This window comes from Geodermatophilus sp. SYSU D01045, assembly GCF_054050295.1.
Genome location: NZ_JBJGZB010000003.1, coordinates 104,510 through 120,918 on the forward strand (window position 1 = coordinate 104,510; position 16,409 = coordinate 120,918).

The following is a 16,409-nucleotide window of genomic DNA, read 5'->3' on the forward strand; positions in this document are numbered from 1 at the left end:
GAGACGAGCGGATCCGATCATGGCCAGCATGGACCGGCAGCAGGAGTTCGTCCTGCGCACCCTGGAGGAACGCGACATCCGCTTCGTGCGGCTGTGGTTCACCGACGTCTCGGGCTACCTCAAGGCGGTGGCCGTGGCGCCGGCGGAGATCGAGGCGGCGTTCGCCGAGGGGATCGGCTTCGACGGCTCGGCGATCGAGGGCTTCGCGCGGGTCTACGAGTCGGACATGCTCGCCAAGCCCGACCCGGCCACCTTCCAGGTGATGCCCGCGACCAAGGGCCAGCCCAGCGACACCGCGCGGATGTTCTGCGACATCACGCTGCCCGACGGGTCGCCGTCGTGGGCCGACCCCCGGCACGTGCTGCGCCGGGCGCTGTCCAAGGCCGCGGACATGGGGTTCACCTTCTACACCCACCCCGAGGTCGAGTTCTTCCTGCTCAAGGACCTCCCCACCGACGGGCGGCCGCCGGAGCCCGCCGACACCGGCGGCTACTTCGACCTGTCCACGCACAACGTGGCGCACGACTTCCGCCGCGAGGCGGTCTTCGCGCTCGAGGCGATGGGCATCTCGGTGGAGTTCAGCCACCACGAGGTCGCGCCCGGCCAGCAGGAGATCGACCTGCGCTACGCCGACGCCCTGTCGATGGCCGACAACGTGATGACGCTGCGGCACGTCGTCCGGGAGGTCGCCCTCGCCCAGGGCGTGCACGCCACCTTCATGCCCAAGCCGTTCACCGACCTGGCCGGCTCGGCGATGCACACCCACGTGTCGCTGTTCGAGGGCGACCGCAACGCCTTCCACGACCCGTCGGACCCGATCCGGCTGTCGGCCACCGGGCGCCAGTTCATCGCGGGGCTGCTCACCCACGCCCGCGAGTTCACCGCCGTCACCAACCAGACGGTCAACTCCTACCGGCGGCTGCTGGCCGGCACCGAGGCGCCGACCGCGGCCACGTGGGGCCGGGCCAACCGCTCGGCGCTGGTCCGGCTGCCCTCCTACAAGCCGAACAAGGGCCAGTCGGCGCGGATCGAGGTCCGCTCGCCGGACTCCGCGTGCAACCCGTACCTGACCTTCGCCGTGCTGCTGGCCGCCGGGCTGCGCGGCATCGAGAAGGGCTACGACCTGCCGCCGGAGGCCGAGGACGACGTCTGGTCGCTCACCGACACCGAGCGCCGCGCCGCGGGCTACGAGGACCTGCCGGTGTCCCTGGGCGAGGCGCTGACGGCGATGCAGGGCAGCGAGCTGGTGGCCGAGACCCTCGGCGAGCACGTCTTCGAGTTCTTCCTCCGCAACAAGTGGGAGGAGTTCAACTCCTACCGGCAGAACGTGACGCCCTTCGAGCTCAAGCGCTACCTGCCCGGCCTCTGAGCCGATAGCGCTACAAAGGCCCCCAGGGCCCCGCCGTCCGCGCGCGGGCGGCGGAGCGGGGCGCCGGCACGGGCGCGCACTAACCTCGGCACCGTGCCGGAGACCCCTGCCCGCCTGCTCGTCGTCGTCCCCAGCGACACCGCCCCGCCCGCACGGCTGGGGGACTGGCTGCGCGCGGCCGGCCTCGAGCTCGACGAGCGGCACCTCGACGCCGGCGACGAGGTGCCGGCCGACCTGACCGGCTTCGACGGGCTGCTGGTCACCGGCGGCCCGCAGTCCGGCCTCGACGACGACGCCACCAGCGGCCTGGGGCCGGTCCGCGCTCTGCTGGCGAGGGCGCTGGCCGACGACGCCCCGACGCTGGCCATCTGCCTGGGCGCCCAGCTGCTGGCCCAGGCGGGCGGCGGGCGGGTGCGCGAGGGGATGGAGGGCCCGGAGGTCGGGGCGCTGCTGGTGGCCAAGCGGGACGCCGCGGCCGGGGACCCGGTGTTCGGCCCGCTCCCGCTGTCGCCCGACGTCATCCAGTTCCACCACGACGAGATCAGCGAGCTGCCGGCCGGTGCCACCCTGCTGGCGAGCAGCCCGGTGTACGCCCACCAGGCCTTCCGGGTGGGCCGGCACGTCTACGGGCTGCAGTTCCACGTCGAGACGACGCCGGAGATCGTCCGCGAGTGGGCCGAGCGGGACACCGTCGGCGTCGCCGCGAGCCCGTACGACCGCGAGACGCTCTGCCGGCTGACCGACGCGGTGCACCCGGACCTCGAGGAGGTCTGGGCGCCGTTCGCGGCCCGCTTCGCCGACCTCGTCCGCGCGGGCCGCGGCGCCGCGGTCTGAGCCGGTGACCGCATCCCGGGAGGTGCCCCGCCGCGCGGTCGTGCGGCTGGCCCGCTTCGGCTTCGAGGACGGCGAGAAGGCCGCGCTGCTGCTGTCCGACCCGGCCCTGGGGCTGTGGGACCTCGAGCGCAACGAGCCCGCCGACCCCGAGGCCGGCCCGGTCGTCTCCGCGCTGGCCCGCGCCGGCGACCCCGACCTCGCCGTCCGCTCGCTGGCCCGGCTGGTGGAGGCCCTGGACGCCGCCGACGACACGGGCGGTGCGGCCGCCGGCCTGCTCGCCCGCCTGCGCGGCTCGGGCGCGCTGCGCACCCGGCTGCTGTCGGTGCTCGGCGCCAGCGCGGGCCTGGCCGACCACCTCGCCGCCCACCCCCGCGACTGGACCGTCCTCGACTCCGACGGCCGCGGCGCGGTGCGCCCCGCCGCGTACGCGCTGGAGCGGCAGATGCTCGCCGCCGTCGGCGCCGACCCCGACGACCCGCCGTGGGGCGTCCGGCTGGGCAGGGCCGCGCCGGACGCCTCGCCGCAGCGGGTCGCCGCGCTGCGGCTGGCCTACCGGCGGGCGGTGCTGGACCTCGCCGGCCGCGACCTGGGGGAGGGGCTGTCGGCCGAGGACGTCGCCGCCGAGCTCGCCGACGTCGCCGCCGCGGTGCTCACCGCCGGCCTCGCGCTCGCCGTCGCCGAGCAGCCCGAGGGCGCGGCACCGTGCCGGCTGGCGGTCATCGCGCTCGGCAAGACCGGGGGGCGGGAGCTCAACTACGTCAGCGACGTCGACGTGGTGTTCGTCGCCGAGCCCGTGGACCCCAGCGACCCGGAGGCCCCCGCCCTGCAGAGCGCCACCCGGGTGGCCGCCGCGCTCATGCGGATCTGCCGCGAGGCGGCCTGGGAGGTCGACGCCGCGCTGCGCCCGGAGGGGAAGGCCGGGGCGCTGGTGCGCACCCTCGCCGGCCACACCGCCTACTACCGGCAGTGGGCCAGCACGTGGGAGTTCCAGGCGCTGCTGAAGATGCGCCCGGTGGCCGGCGACCCCGACCTCGGCCGCGGCTACGTCGAGGAGCTCTTCCCGATGGTGTGGGAGGCCGGCGACCGCCCCGGCTTCGTCGCCGAGGTGCAGGCCATGCGGCGGCGGGTGGAGGACAACATCCCGCCGGCGCAGGTCGACCGGGAGATCAAGCTCGGCCGCGGCGGCCTGCGCGACGTGGAGTTCGCCGTCCAGCTGCTGCAGCTGGTGCACGGGCGGGTCGACGTCCGGCTGCGGGTCGGCGGCACGCTGCCGGCGCTGCACGCGCTGCGGGCCGGCGGCTACGTCGGCCGCGACGACGCCGACACCCTCATCGCCTCCTACCGCTTCCTGCGCACCGTCGAGCACAGGCTGCAGCTGCTGCGGCTGCGCCGCACCCACCTGCTGCCCACCGACGAGCAGCAGCTGCGCTGGCTGGCCCGCTCCCTGGGCTACAAGCCCGACGCCCGCGGCACCGCCGTCGACGTGCTGCGCGCGGAGATGGCCCTGCACACCCGCGAGGTGCGCCGGCTGCACGAGAAGCTCTTCTACCGGCCGCTGCTGTCGGCGGTGGCGCGGGTGCCGGCCGAGGCCGCGCAGCTGGGCAGCAAGGCCGCCGGCGACTGGCTGCGCGCGCTCGGGTTCGCCGACCCGCAGGGCGCGCTGCGGCACATGGGCGCGCTCACCGGCGGGGTGTCCCGGTCGGCGTCGATGCAGAAGTACCTGCTGCCGGTCGTGCTGCAGACCCTCGCCGACTGCTCCGACCCCGACGCCGGGCTGCTGGCCTACCGGCAGGTCAGCGAGGCCCTCGGCGGCAACCAGTGGTACCTGCGGCTGCTGCGCGACGAGGGCCAGGTGGCCGAGCGGCTGGCGCGGCTGCTCGGGTCGAGCCGGTTCGTGGCCGCGCTGATCACCCGCACCCCCGAGGCGCTGCGCATCCTCGCCGACGACGACGAGCTCGAGCCGCGCAGCGCCGACTCGCTGGCCGGGGCCTGGCGCGCCGCCGCCGGCCGCGCCGCCGACCCGCAGGCCGGCGTCACCGTCCTGCGCGGCCTGCGCCGGCAGGAGCTGCTGCGGATCGCCTCGGCCGACCTGCTCGGCCTGCTCGACGTCGTCCGCGTGGGGCAGGCGCTCACCGACGTCGCCGTCGCCACGCTGCAGGCCGGGCTGGACGTCGCCGTCCGCGCGTGGGCCCGCGAGGCCGGCATCGACCCGGCCGACGTGCCGATGGAGCTCGCGGTCATCGGCATGGGCCGGCTCGGCGGCGGCGAGATGGGCTACGGCTCCGACGCCGACGTGCTGTTCGTCCACCGCCCGAGGGCCGTCGGGGACGGTGGGTCGGGGGACGGCAGAGCGGACGAGGCGAAGGCGACCCAGGCGGCCAACGCCGTCGCGCACACGCTGCGCCGGCTGCTCGGCGAGCCCGCTCCCGACCCCGCCTTCGAGGTCGACGCCGACCTGCGCCCGGAGGGCCGGCAGGGCGCGCTGGTCCGCAGCCTGGACGCCTTCCGCGAGTACTACGAGCGCTGGGTGTCGGTGTGGGAGGTGCAGGCGCTGCTGCGCGCGGCGCCGGTGGCCGGCAGCCCCGACCTGGGCGCGGCCTTCGTGGAGCTGGTCGACCCGCTGCGCTACCCGGAGGGCGGGCTGTCCGCCGAGCAGGTCGCCGAGATCCGCCGGATCAAGGCGCGCGTGGAGCGGGAGCGGCTGCCGCGCGGCGCCGACCCGGCCACCCACACCAAGCTCGGCCGCGGCGGCCTGGCCGACGTCGAGTGGACCGTGCAGCTGCTGCAGCTCCAGCACGCCGCGGCCGTCCCCGGGCTGCGGGAGCCCTCGACCGTCGGCGCGCTGGCCGAGCTGGCCGGGAACGGCCTGCTGACCGTCGAGCAGGCCGGGTCGCTGCGCGACGCGTGGGAGCTGGCCAGCCGGGCGCGCAACGCCGTCTTCCTCGTCCGCGGCCGGCCCGGCGACCAGTTGCCCCGGCCCGGGCTGGAGCTGGCCGGGGTCGCGCGGGCCAGCGGGTACGGCCCCGACGTCGACCCGGGGCAGTTCCTCGACGACTACCGGCGCACCACCCGGCACGCCCGCGGCGTGGTCGAGCAGGTCTTCTACGGTCAGCCGCCCGGCTGACCCCCGGGTGTGCGGGGCGCGGTGGCGGGGCACGGGAGGGGAGTGAGCTCAGCCGTCCCCGCCGACGACGCCGGCCTGCCCGACGAGGACGCCGTCCCCGGCGCCACCATCACGCCCTACCGCGACGGCCCGCTGATCGTGCGCGGCGACTTCCGGCTGGTCGACCAGGACGGCGCCGAGATCGACCCGGGCCGGAAGACGGTGGCGCTGTGCCGGTGCGGCAAGTCCGGCATCAAGCCGTTCTGCGACGGCAGCCACAAGCGCTCGGGCTTCTCCGCCCCGAGCGCGCCGAGCCGGCCCCGGCCGGCCGCGGCGATCCTGCGCCGGGCCCGCCGCCCGGACCCCGCACCGTCCGCGGAGGGGGCACCTGACTGACCGGCCGCCTCCGGTGCCGGCACGCACCCGGTCAGGAGGCAGTGACGGTCACGCCCGGTGATCGGTGCGCTGCGCGCCGTACGACGGTGCGGCACCGTGCAGGCGTGCGGGATCCACGCACCCCCGGCCGTGGAGGGGTCACCCGACCGGGTGACGACCGGGCTGCACGCGCAGCCGACGCGGTGCGGTCCGTCACCCGATCGGGTACCTGAGGACACCCCGGCGGTGACGGAGGGTCACCCCCGTGCGGCGCGTCCCCCTTGTGACGCCGCGGAGGCCGCCGAGGTTGTTGACCGGTCGTCCACGACTTCGGAGCGTTGCCCCGTCCGTGCCACCGGTGCTGAGGACGCCCGTGGCGACGCCGACCGTGTGGTTCGACACCCGGGGGGACAGTGCGCATCCGTGTGGGCGAGCCACGCCCTCCCGACACCTCCCGGGTGGACCGGGTGGCGGAGGTCGTGTCCCGGCGCGGAGCCGTCCTGGCCTGGATGCGGTGGGGTGGTCGCGTCCTCGCCGGTGCAGCCCTCGTCGTCGGCTGCTGGGCGCTCCTCGCCCTCCTCGCCCCGGCGGCGTCCGCCGGTCCCGGGACGACGGGCACCCCCGGGCCCGGGCCGTCCTGCCCCCACGTCGAGTCCGCCGGCGACCAGCGTCATCCCCAGCGGGACCCGCACGGGGCGGAGGCAGGGTGCGCCGGCCGTCCGGGACCCGCCGCGCACCACGACGTGACCGGCGCCGTCCCGGCGACCACGGAGCCCCCCGCACCTGCCCCGGTGGACGAGCCACCCGCTCCCGAGCCGGTCGCGCCTCCCGAGGAGCCGGTCGCTCCCGAGCCGGTCGCGCCTCCCGAGGAGCCGGTCGCTCCCGAGCCGGTCGCGCCTTCCGAGGAGCCGGTCGCTCCCGAGCCGGTCACGTCTCCCGAGGAGCCGGTCGCTCCCGAGCCGGTCACGTCTCCCGAGGAGCCGGCCCCTCCCGAGCCGGTCGCGCCGCCGCGGCCGGAAGCGGTCACCGGGGTGCCCCACGCGTCCGGGGCGGCCGCGCCGTCACCCGGTACGTGCGTGCCGACGGGGACGAGGCTCCCGGTGAGGGCCGGCACCAGCGGGCCGGGATCCCCGCCGCCCGCGACCGGTTGCCCGGTAGCCCGCACGGACGACGGGCCCGCGGCCACGGCAGGCCCCCCGGCCGGCACGGTCGCGGCGTCGTCGGACAGCACCGGATCCGGGGCCGGAACGGCCGCCGGGATCCTCGCCACCGGGACACCGGCGCCCCAGCCCGCGGCCGCTGGTGCGCCGACCGACGGGACGGCGGACACGGGCGCACCGGCCCCGCCGACCCCGGGAACCGGCGGACCCGCGAGCACGCGAGGAGTGACGGCCGACTCGGGGACGGCGCCTGCCGCCACGCCCGACGCCGGACCGTCCTCGACCGCCCCGACCGACGAGACCGCGCCGACGGGGACGGCCACCGCAGCGGCCCCGGAGCCTGCGGTGCCACAGCCCGCGCAGCCCCCGGTGACCGCCCCCGACGTCGCTCCGGTTCCGCCCGTCCCCTGTCAGCAGCCGGGCGCCGACGACGGGTCGGCACCTGCCTCCGGTCTCGCCTCCGACGGTCTCGCCTCCCACGGTCCCGCCTCCGACGGTCCCGCCTCCGACGGCCCCGCCGAGCCCGGTGACACCGTCCCCGCTCGGTCGGGGGCGCCCGGTCCCGCCGCGGCGCCGGCGCCCTCCGGGCAGGCCGACACGATCACCCCCCGGGTCCCGGTCGCCCCGCTGCAGGGCCACCTGCCCGAGCACCAGGCCGTGGCCGTCGCCGGCGTGAGCGCCGGGTCCTCCAGCGCCGGGTCGAGCTCCTCGGGCAGTTCCCCGACCCTGCCCGCAGCCGCGCTGACCGGGCACTGGCCGCCACTGCTCGGCGGGGTCCCCGTCTGCCCGGGGCGCGACCCGGGCGCCGCTCCCGGTGGTGACGCCGACGCCCCGGGCTCCCGGCCCGACTGACCCGCGGGACCCGGCTGCACGCGTGCCGGACCACCGGTGCCTGACGCGCCTGCCGCACCGACGCCGCGCGTCCACCGCTGCGCCCGCTGAGGCGGTGCGCACCCCCGTCCCACCGCTCGCCCGCCCCTGCGCCGTCCGCGCCCGGGCTCCTCCGAAGGACCTCTCGTGAACCACCGCACCACGAAGGCGGACCGCCCCGCACCCCGGGCCGTCCGCGTCGTCGACCGCCCGGTCTTCCTCAACCCCTCGGGACGCCGCTGGCGGCGGTTCCGGGCGGTCGGCCTGAGCCTGCTGGCCGTCTTCCTCGCCGCGGGGGCGGTCGTCGTCCCCCACGCGATCGCGCCACCGGCGCTCGGCGGCGCGCCCGTCCCGGACGGGCCGACGGTCGCCGACGTCGGCGTCCCGCCCGTGCTGGGTGCCGGCCCCCTGGTGCAGGTGGTCCGGCTGCTGCACGTCGACGGCGAGACCTACGCCCAGGAACCGTTCACCGGCCAGGTGGTGGCGCAGCTGCCGCCCGAGGACGTGGACGAGGCGGGGTCCGCGACCTACGCCCTGCGCCGCTACGGGTACGGCACGGGCGCGGGCCGGACCATCTCGCTGACCTTCGACGACGGGCCCCACCCCGTCTGGACCCCGCGCCTGCTCGACCTGCTCAGCCGCTACTCCGTGCCGGCGACGTTCTTCGTCACCGGGGACCAGATGGTCCGGTACCCGGAGATCATGCAGCGGATCGTGCGGGAGGGGCACGCCCTCGGCAACCACTCCCTCACCCACGTCGACGTCAACGTGACGACGGCGTTCCGGGAGCGGCTCGAGATCGCGGTGACCGACCGGGTCATGCGGGCGGAGACCGGCTACCGGACGGCGATCTTCCGGCTCCCCTACGAGGGGGACGACGAGGAGAGCATGCGCTACGACGCGCCGGGCATCCTCCGCGCCCAGCAGCTGGGGTACGTGGCGGCGTCACACGACTTCGACTCGCTGGACTGGGCCCACGCCAGCGGCCAGCGGGAGGGCGAGATCCCGCTGCCCCCGCTCGGGGAGCAGGACGACATCACGGTCCTGCTGCACGACAGCGGTGGCTCCGACCGCACGATGACCGTCGAGTACGTCGAGCGGCTGATCCTCGCCGCCCGGGAGGCCGGCTACACCTTCCACTCCATGCCCCAGGCGAACGCGGGGCTGGAGGACCTCGTCGGCCCGGCGCGACCGGACGTCTGGGACCGCATCACCGCGGCGGTGGTCTTCCTCCTCTTCGCCGTCCCGGCCCCCCTGCTCGAGGTCCTGTTCGTCATCGGGGTGGCCAGCATGCTCGGCTTCGGGCTGTTCAACACGGTGCTGGCCGTGACGCGGGCCCGGCGCCGGCGACGGCCGATCAACACCGCGACACCGGCGGTGACCGTCGTGATCGCCGCGTACAACGAGGAACTGGTCATCGTCCGCACGCTGCGGCACGTCCTGGCCTCCCGGTACCCGGTGCGCGAGGTGATCGTCGTCGACGACGGCAGCACCGACGGGACCGCCGCGATGGTGGGCGACGTGGCGGCCGAGGACGGCCGGGTGCGGCTGCTGCGGCAGGACAACGCCGGCAAGTGGGCAGCCCTCAACCGCGGCTTCGCCGCGGCGCGGCACCCGTACGTGGTGACGCTCGACGCGGACACCCTGTTCACCCCGGACACCGTCAGCCGGCTGGTGGAGCAGTTCCACTCGCCGCGGGTGGGAGCGGTGGCCGGCGTCATCAAGGTGGGCAACTACGCCCAGAACGTCGTGACGCGGTGGCAGGCGCTGGAGTACGTCACGCAGATCGGCGTCGATCGCGCGGCCGGTGCCCTGCTCAACGCGGTGATGATCGTCCCGGGGGCCTGCGCGGCGTGGCGCCGCGAGGCGGTGCTGGAGGCCGGCGGCTACAGCGACGCCACGCTCGCCGAGGACTGCGACCTCACGCTGATGCTCCACCAGCACGGCTGGCGCGTGGAACAGGCCGACGGGGCCGTGGCCTGGACCGAGGCCCCCGAGACCGTGGACGCCCTGCTCAAGCAGCGGGTCCGGTGGACGTACGGGACGCTGCAGGCCGTCTGGCGGCACCGCAACATGCTCCTGCGGCCCCGCTACGGCTGGCTCGGCGTGCTGGTCCTGCCCATGGCGGCGCTGACCATCCTCCTGCCGCTGGTCTTCACGCCCTTCATCACCGTCGTGGTCCTGCAGATGCTCGCCGACCGGGGACCGCTCGTGGTCCTGGCGTACTTCGGCGCCTTCGCCGTGGTCTACGGGGCGCTGGCCGCGGTCGCGGTGTGGCTGCTCCGGGAGCGCCCGGCCCACCTGCTGATGGTCCCGCTCTACCGGTTCATCTTCGAGCCGCTGCGGGCCTACCTGCTCTACGCCTGCCTGGGCACCGCGCTGCGCGGGGTGCGGCTCGGCTGGAACAAGCTGGCCCGGACGGCGAACATGGACGAGGGCCCGCAGGAACCGGTGCAGCCCCCGCAGCCCGCGGCGGTGCCGGCATGAGGCGCCGCAGACTGCTCCTGCTGGTCGCGGTGGCGGTCGTCCCGGTGCTGGTCGCCGCGGCGTTCGTCGTCCGGTGGGCCGTCTCCGACCGGTCCGCTCCGCTCGTCGCGGCGGCCTGGCTGCCGGCGTGGGACGACCGTGCGTCCGCGTCCCTGACCCCGGCGGTCGACGTCGGCGGGGTCACCGAGGTCAGCCCGACCTGGCTCACCCTCGGCACCGACGGGGCGCTGGTCGTGACCCAGCCGCCGGCCGAGGTCCGGGACCAGCTCCGGGACGCCGGCCTGCAGGTCCTGCCGACGGTCCAGAACTTCGCCGACGGCCAGTGGCAGGGGCAGGTGGTCGCCGACCTCCTCGCCGACGCAGGACGGGCCGAGGCGCACCGGGAGGAGCTGGTCCGGCTCGTCACGGAGAACGGGTGGGACGGACTGGACGTCGACTACGAGAGCCTGCCGCCCACCGCGGGACCGGTGTTCACCGAGTTCCTGACCGCCCTGGCCGACGACCTGCACGCCCGGGACCTCGAGCTCACCGTGGCCGTGCCCGCCCGCGCCGCCGACGACGACCCGGGCACGCTGGCCTACAGCTACCAGCAGATCGGCGCGGTGGCCGACCAGGTCCGGGTCATGGCCTACGACCACGCGTGGAGCGACAGCGCCGCCGGCCCGGTGGCCCCCGTGGACTGGGTGAGGTCGGTCGCCCGGTACGCGGTCGACCGGGTGCCGGAGGAGAAGCTGATGCTCGGGCTGGCGACCTACGGCTACGACTGGGTCGGCGAGCAGGGCGCGGTCCTGGGCGCCGCCGACGCGGTCGCCCTCGCCGAGCGGGTGGGCGCACGACCCCGGTGGGACGACGCCGCGGCGGCGGTCACCTTCACCTACACGGAGAACGGCCAGGAGCACACCGTCTGGTTCGAGGACGCGCGTGCCCTGGCCGCCAAGCAGGACGTCGCGGTGGAGCACGGGCTCCGCGGCGTGGCCATCTGGCGACTGGGCGGGGAGGACCCCGCCGTCTGGCCGACGGTGGCGGGGGTCACCACGGGAGGTGCGGAGGCATGAGACAGCGGGACCGCTACATCGACTTCCTGCGGGCCGCCGCGCTCGTCCGGGTCATCACCTTCCACGCCTTCGGCTGGGCGTGGCTGCCGCTGCTGTTCCCGTCGATGGGCATCATGTTCGCCCTCGGCGGCGGGCTCGTGGCCGGCTCCCTGGACCGGGCCGGCTCGGCCCGGGCCTTCCTGCGCAAGCGGATCCGCCGGCTGCTGCCGCCGTTCTGGGTGTTCGGCGGGGTGATGGTCGCCGTCATGCTGCTGCTGGGCTGGCAGGTGGGGCAGGACGACGGCTCGGCTCCGCTGACCTGGGACACGGCCTGGCTGTGGGTCGTCCCGCTCTCCGACCCGCCGGCGTCGTCGGCCGGGTACGAGTGGACGGCGCCGCTCTGGTACATCCGCGTCTACCTGTGGTTCCTGCTGCTCAGCCCCGCGATGCTGTGGCTGTTCCGCCGCTGGCCGCTGCGGACGATGAGCGTCCCGGTCGTCACGATGGGGCTGGTCACCCTCGGGTTGGTCAACTTCGTCGGGCGGACCCACGACATCGTCGTCGAGCTGTGCGTCTACGCCTGCTGCTGGATGCTCGGGTTCGCCCACCACGACGGCACGCTGCGCCGGCTGCCGCTGGGACGCACCCTCGCCGGCGGGGTCGCGCTCCTCGCCGCCGGCGCCTGGTACGCCTTCTCCCACCAGGCGGAGTACGGCTCGTACAACATCGACGACATCCCCCTGGCCGACATGCTCTACTGCCTGGGCGCGGTGCTCGTCCTGCTCCGCGCCTACCCGCGGTTCGGCTGGCTGGACCGGTTGCCGACGCTCGGCGCCGTCGTGTCGCTGTTCAACAGCCGGGCGATGACGATCTACCTGTGGGGCAACCTCGCCATCGCCATGGCGCCGGTCGTGCTCGGCGCGACGGTGCTCGCCCGGTACGACACCTCGGGTCCCCGCGGCATGGTCCTGGAGTTCGCCACCGCGTGGCTGCTCCTCCTGGTCGCCGTCCTGGTCGTCGGCTGGGTCGAGGACGTGGCCGCCGCACGGCGGCCGCGGCTGCTGCCGTGGGACCGGGTCCCCCGCGCCCGGCGGGTGGTCCTGCGGGGCAACGTGGTCCGGGGGGCCGCCCCGGGGGCCGTCGGCAGGCCGGCCCCGGCGGAGGAGCGCCGGAGCGTGGTGCGGGGCAACGTCGTCCGGGAGGCCGCGGGCACGGCGGAGGAGGCGTCCGGCCGGGCCGCTCCCGGCGCGGGACCCGTGCCCGCCCACCGGCCCGACCGGTTCCTCAAGCGCCTGGTGCCGCGGCCGCGGGCCCCGCTCGGCCCGCACCGTGCCCACGGGGCACCGGCGCGGCACTGACGGTCGCGGCTCCGGACGAGACGGTGGCGTGGGCCGGCCCCCGTGCCCGGCCCACGCCACCGTGGTCGACGTCCCCGGTGGGGACGGGGTCCCTCAGGCGGTCGTCTCGATGGCGCGGGCCAGGCGGACCTGCTCCTCGAGCACGTCGGTGATCCGGGCCTGCACCGCGTCGAGCTGGCCGATGACCTCGCTGGTCGCGTGGATGCCGGCGGTGACCTGGTCGCTGCTGGACTGGATGCCGGCGATCTGGTCCGACACCCGCTGCGTGGCCGCCGCCGTCTCCCGGGCCAGGTCCTTGACCTCGCTGGCGACGACGGCGAAGCCGCGGCCGAGCTCACCGGCCCGCGCGGCCTCGATGGTGGCGTTGAGCGCGAGCAGGTTGGTCTGGTCGGCGATGCCGGAGATGATCCGGATGACCTCGCCGATCGACGTCGACGCCTCGGTGAGGGCGGCGACCTCGGTGGTCATGGCCGACGCCTGGGACACCGCCTTCTCGGCGACCTCACCGGCCGCGGCGGCGGCCTCGCGCAGCCGGTCGACGCTGTCGAGCAGCTCGCGGGAGCGCTGCGCGTCGGCCGCGGCCCGGCGCAGCGTGTCCAGCCGCTGGCTGACCAGCTGCTGGACGTTGCGCAGCGCGGCGGCCCGCGACTCGGACAGCTCGATGGTCTCGGTGACGAAGAAGTCCATCGTCCCGATCACCCGGCCCCCGGCGGTGATGGGGAAGCAGACGCCGGACTTCACGCCGGCGCGCTGGGCGGCGGGCCGGCGCACGCAGTCGGTCACCTCCGCGAGGTCGCGGACGAAGACCAGGTCGCGCCGCTTCCAGGCGCGGCCGGACAGGCCCACGCCCTCGGCGAAGCTGGCGGCCAGGGTGACCGTGCGGAACTCCTCGCCGGCCGAGCCGGACTCGAGCTGGAAGCGCAGCACGCCCTCCGCCTCGTCCAGCGCCCAGAACGAGCCGTAGGCCCAGCCGAAGGAGGTGCGCACGCTCTCCAGCGCCGTCCGCAGGGCCGAGGCCTCGTCGGTGGCCTCGCCGACCCGGGTGACGACGGTGGTGACGGCGGCGCGGTCGTCGAGGGTCTCGCGCAGCGCGGCGGAGGCCAGGGCGGCCCGCCGGGCGTGGCCGAGCAGCCGGGTGATGGCCCGCCACTTCTCCTGGCGGACGCCGGAGAAGGGCAGCGGCGTGGCGCTGTGGAACTCCAGTACGGCGGTGACCGCGCCGTCGTCGACGGCGGGGAGGAAGCAGCCCTCCCGCGCGCCGGCGGCCCAGGCGGTCTCCCAGCGCACGCAGCCGCCGCGGCCGGCCGGGGCACCGGCCAGGTGGACGGTCTGCCGCTCGCGCAGCGCCTTCCCGCCCATCCCGGCGGACTCGGTCAGCACGCCGTCCCGCGGCCACGCGGCGGACATGGCCCGGGTGAGCGGGCCGCCCTCCCAGGCGAGGGCGAACGCACCGGTGGCGTCGGGCAGCCAGACCGCGCCGTACCCGAGGCCGCAGGTCTCCACGATGGTGCGGACGACCGCGACGTGGGCGTCGAGCACCGTCGTCACGCCGGAGTCGAGGGCCTCGACCACCTCCTCGAGGGTCTCGACGTCCCGGGGCATCGCCGTGGTCGCCGGCGTGCCGGACGGGTCCGGGTCGGTGCGCCGCCACATGGTCGTCCTCCGGGCTCGGGGACCCCCGGGGACGGTGGTCCTGCGCCGAGAGGTTCGGCAGCGCCGCCGCGGAGTGCAGCCGGATCGGAGCCGGAATCCGGCCCCGAGACCGGATCGCCACTCAGGCGGCGAGCGCGGGCTGCGTGTACAGCGCCGAGCGCCCGGCCTCCCAGGCGCCCAGCAGCTGCCGGGCGGCGAGCCCGTCGAGGGCGAGGGAGCAGGCCGCGCCGAAGAGCACGTCACCGAGGAGCACGGGGTCCTCGGCCACCAGGGAGCCGCACATGTCCACCGAGGCGATCTGCTCGTGGACGGCGTCGGCCTCGACGTGCTCGTCGTAGAAGACGGTCGTCGTCCCGTCGTGGCCGAGCCGGCGCAGCCCCGCGGAGTAGCGGCGGCTGGGCTCGGACGAGGTCATCTCCACGCAGGCCAGGTGGCCCAGCGCCGCCCCGCGCCAGCGGCGGTGCAGGCCGAACAGCGACATGGTGTTGACCGAGGTGAACGCGACGGCGGGTGCGTCGTCCCACAGGGCGCCGTAGCCGGCGTCCAGGCCCAGGTCGCGCATCATCCCGGCGAACAGCTCGCTGTGCATGCGCTCGGGGGCGCCGCCGCCGTACTCGTCGGCCTGGATCTCGACCATCGCGGCCTTGGCCCGGCCCGACAGCCGGGGGACGGCGAAGGTGTGCGGGTCGGCCTCCTTGAGGTGGTAGACCGACCGCAGGGTCAGGTACTCGCGCCACTGCTCGGCGGTGCCGCGCCTGGCCATGAACGACGACAGCGACGGGCCGTCGTCGGCGGCGATCAGCGCGGTCAGCTGCTGGTCGACCGGCTCGCCGGTGGGGGAGGGCGGGCCGGTGAGCTCGCGCAGCGCGGCGAGGTGCCGGCGCTCGAGGTGCGCGCGCAGCGTGATCAGGGCGGGGTCCCACTCGAGGGCGTCGTCGACGCCGTCGAGGCCCCGGTAGTGCAGCTCGTAGCACAGCGCCAGCGCCAGCTGCAGGTCGTCGTCGTGCAGGGGGTCGGCCGAGGCGTCCGCGGTGGTGCGGGCGAGGTCGGCGGTGGCGGGGGAGACCGACCCGGCGAGCAGGTCGTCGCGGAGGGCCGCGGACAGGGGGCCCCGGGCGAGAGGCAGGCGCATGGTCCCGCCCATGCCCAGCGTCGCGCACTTCGATGCACCGTGCGCGATGGGATGTCGCACGTCCGTGGCGGGCCGCCGGCCCGCTCCACCGGCCGGGCGCTGTTCTTCGGCCGGCTGTCGGGCAAGCTGGGCCGGCGCTCATCGGCGACGGCTCCGAACCCGTCCGGCTGTTCTGGGGGTACGTCCTGGGCGCCGCCGTCATGGTGCTCGGCGGCGTCGTGGCCGCGGTCCTCGGCGTCGCCGCCGAGGGGAAGTCGCTCGAGGACATCGCCACCCCGTCCGCGGCGCGCCGGCCGGGCACCCGCGCGGAGGGTTCGGCCCGGCCGCGGTACTGACAGCCGCGGTACGGACGGCTCCCCCGAGCGGGCGGCGCGGGCGGGGAGGAGGGTACGGACGTGCCCTTCGACCCGCCCGCGGGCGTGCTCAGCACCGCCGGTGCCGGCGGCTGGACGCTCGTCGAGCCGCTCACCTACCACGGCAACCGGGACACCTTCGTCGTCCCGGCGGGCTTCCGCACCGACCTCGCGTCCGTGCCGCGGCCGGTGCGGTGGCTGGTCCCGGAGTCCGGGCGGTACACGCTGGCCGCGGTGCTGCACGACTGGCTCTGCCAGGAGGGGATCGCCGCCGGCGTCGTCACCGCGCGGCAGGCCGACGGCATCTTCCGCCGGGCGATGCGGGAGGCCGGGGTGCCGGTGCTGCTGCGCTGGCTCATGTGGACGGGCGTGCGGTGGGGTGCGCTGACCGATCCCGAGCGGCGGCGCGGCTGGGTCCTCAGCGCACCCGGCGTGCTGGCGATCACGGCGCTGGCGGCGCCGCTGGTGCTGCCGCCGTCGCTGCTGGCCGTGCCGGCCCTGGTGGTCTACGCCGCCGCGGAGCGGCTGGTGTCGGGGGAGGCCGGGGTCCGTCCGTGGAGCCGCCGTCGTCGGTGGACGTTCGAGGACGGAGGGTTCCGGTAACGCCGCGGCTGGGTCAGACTCCGTGCGGGACGCGGGCGGATCGCCGGCGTCCGTCCCCGGTGACCACAGGAGATCCTG

The 16,409-nt window shown here is 76.1% G+C and carries 11 protein-coding genes; 9 read left to right on the top strand and 2 right to left on the bottom strand.

Translation table 11 applies throughout. The features are described 5' to 3' along the window. The first annotated feature begins 19 nt into the window (after nt 1–19). The 7 genes from glnA to ACI798_RS03785 all read left to right on the top strand — a co-directional run bounded on the left by glnA (nt 20) and on the right by ACI798_RS03785 (nt 12,590). The gene (gene glnA, locus ACI798_RS03755) at nt 20–1,369 is read left to right on the top strand and encodes a type I glutamate--ammonia ligase (protein ID WP_456941972.1); all 1,350 of its coding nucleotides are present in this window, start codon (nt 20–22) and stop codon (nt 1,367–1,369) included. 93 nt (nt 1,370–1,462) lie between these two features. Next, nucleotides 1,463–2,203: a type 1 glutamine amidotransferase gene (locus tag ACI798_RS03760; RefSeq protein WP_456941971.1), complete on the top strand. Its 741-nt coding sequence runs from the start codon at nt 1,463–1,465 to the stop codon at nt 2,201–2,203. A gap of 4 nt (nt 2,204–2,207) precedes the next feature. Continuing rightward, nucleotides 2,208–5,327, top strand: a complete 3,120-nt coding sequence (locus ACI798_RS03765; RefSeq protein WP_457047267.1) for a bifunctional [glutamine synthetase] adenylyltransferase/[glutamine synthetase]-adenylyl-L-tyrosine phosphorylase — start codon at nt 2,208–2,210, stop codon at nt 5,325–5,327. Nucleotides 5,328–5,369: 42 nt separating this feature from the next. Beyond that, on the top strand, nt 5,370–5,702 hold the full coding sequence (locus tag ACI798_RS03770) for a CDGSH iron-sulfur domain-containing protein (RefSeq protein ID WP_457047268.1): 333 nt from the start codon (nt 5,370–5,372) through the stop codon (nt 5,700–5,702). 2,156 nt (nt 5,703–7,858) lie between these two features. Then, complete coding sequence (locus ACI798_RS03775; protein ID WP_457047269.1) at nt 7,859–10,198, top strand: bifunctional polysaccharide deacetylase/glycosyltransferase family 2 protein; 2,340 nt, start codon at nt 7,859–7,861, stop codon at nt 10,196–10,198. Continuing rightward, a complete protein-coding gene (locus tag ACI798_RS03780; RefSeq protein WP_457047270.1) occupies nt 10,195–11,253 on the top strand; it encodes a glycosyl hydrolase family 18 protein in 1,059 nt (352 codons plus the stop codon). Before ACI798_RS03775 ends, ACI798_RS03780 begins: the two co-directional genes overlap by 4 nt. Next, nucleotides 11,250–12,590: an acyltransferase family protein gene (locus tag ACI798_RS03785; protein ID WP_457047271.1), complete on the top strand. Its 1,341-nt coding sequence runs from the start codon at nt 11,250–11,252 to the stop codon at nt 12,588–12,590. The genes ACI798_RS03780 and ACI798_RS03785 overlap by 4 nt, the downstream gene beginning before the upstream one ends. Before the next feature lie 93 nt (nt 12,591–12,683). Here the strand turns inward: ACI798_RS03785 and ACI798_RS03790 are convergent, their stop codons facing one another. Then, a complete protein-coding gene (locus tag ACI798_RS03790) occupies nt 12,684–14,243 on the bottom strand; it encodes a methyl-accepting chemotaxis protein (RefSeq protein ID WP_456941965.1) in 1,560 nt (519 codons plus the stop codon). A gap of 121 nt (nt 14,244–14,364) precedes the next feature. Beyond that, nucleotides 14,365–15,375: an iron-containing redox enzyme family protein gene (locus ACI798_RS03795; protein WP_457047272.1), complete on the bottom strand. Its 1,011-nt coding sequence runs from the start codon at nt 15,373–15,375 to the stop codon at nt 14,365–14,367. A 200-nt stretch (nt 15,376–15,575) separates the two neighbouring features. Between ACI798_RS03795 and ACI798_RS03800 the strand changes: the two genes are divergently transcribed. Next, the gene (locus ACI798_RS03800) at nt 15,576–15,710 is read left to right on the top strand and encodes a hypothetical protein (protein WP_456941963.1); all 135 of its coding nucleotides are present in this window, start codon (nt 15,576–15,578) and stop codon (nt 15,708–15,710) included. Nucleotides 15,711–15,770: 60 nt separating this feature from the next. Then, nucleotides 15,771–16,331 carry a DUF1353 domain-containing protein gene (locus tag ACI798_RS03805; protein ID WP_456941962.1) on the top strand — a complete coding sequence of 187 codons (561 nt, stop codon included), beginning with the start codon at nt 15,771–15,773 and terminating at the stop codon, nt 16,329–16,331. Nucleotides 16,332–16,409 lie beyond the last annotated feature (78 nt).

Bases quoted from the DNA above. Each gene is read 5' to 3' on its own strand.
- glnA (WP_456941972.1), top strand. From the start codon at position 20: ATGGCCAGCATGGACCGGCAGCAGGAGTTCGTCCTGCGCACCCTGGAG.
- ACI798_RS03780 (WP_457047270.1), top strand. From the start codon at position 10,195: ATGAGGCGCCGCAGACTGCTCCTGCTGGTCGCGGTGGCGGTCGTCCCG.
- ACI798_RS03785 (WP_457047271.1), top strand. From the start codon at position 11,250: ATGAGACAGCGGGACCGCTACATCGACTTCCTGCGGGCCGCCGCGCTC.
- ACI798_RS03790 (WP_456941965.1), bottom strand. From the start codon at position 14,243: ATGTGGCGGCGCACCGACCCGGACCCGTCCGGCACGCCGGCGACCACG.
- ACI798_RS03795 (WP_457047272.1), bottom strand. From the start codon at position 15,375: ATGCGCCTGCCTCTCGCCCGGGGCCCCCTGTCCGCGGCCCTCCGCGAC.
- ACI798_RS03800 (WP_456941963.1), top strand. From the start codon at position 15,576: ATGGTGCTCGGCGGCGTCGTGGCCGCGGTCCTCGGCGTCGCCGCCGAG.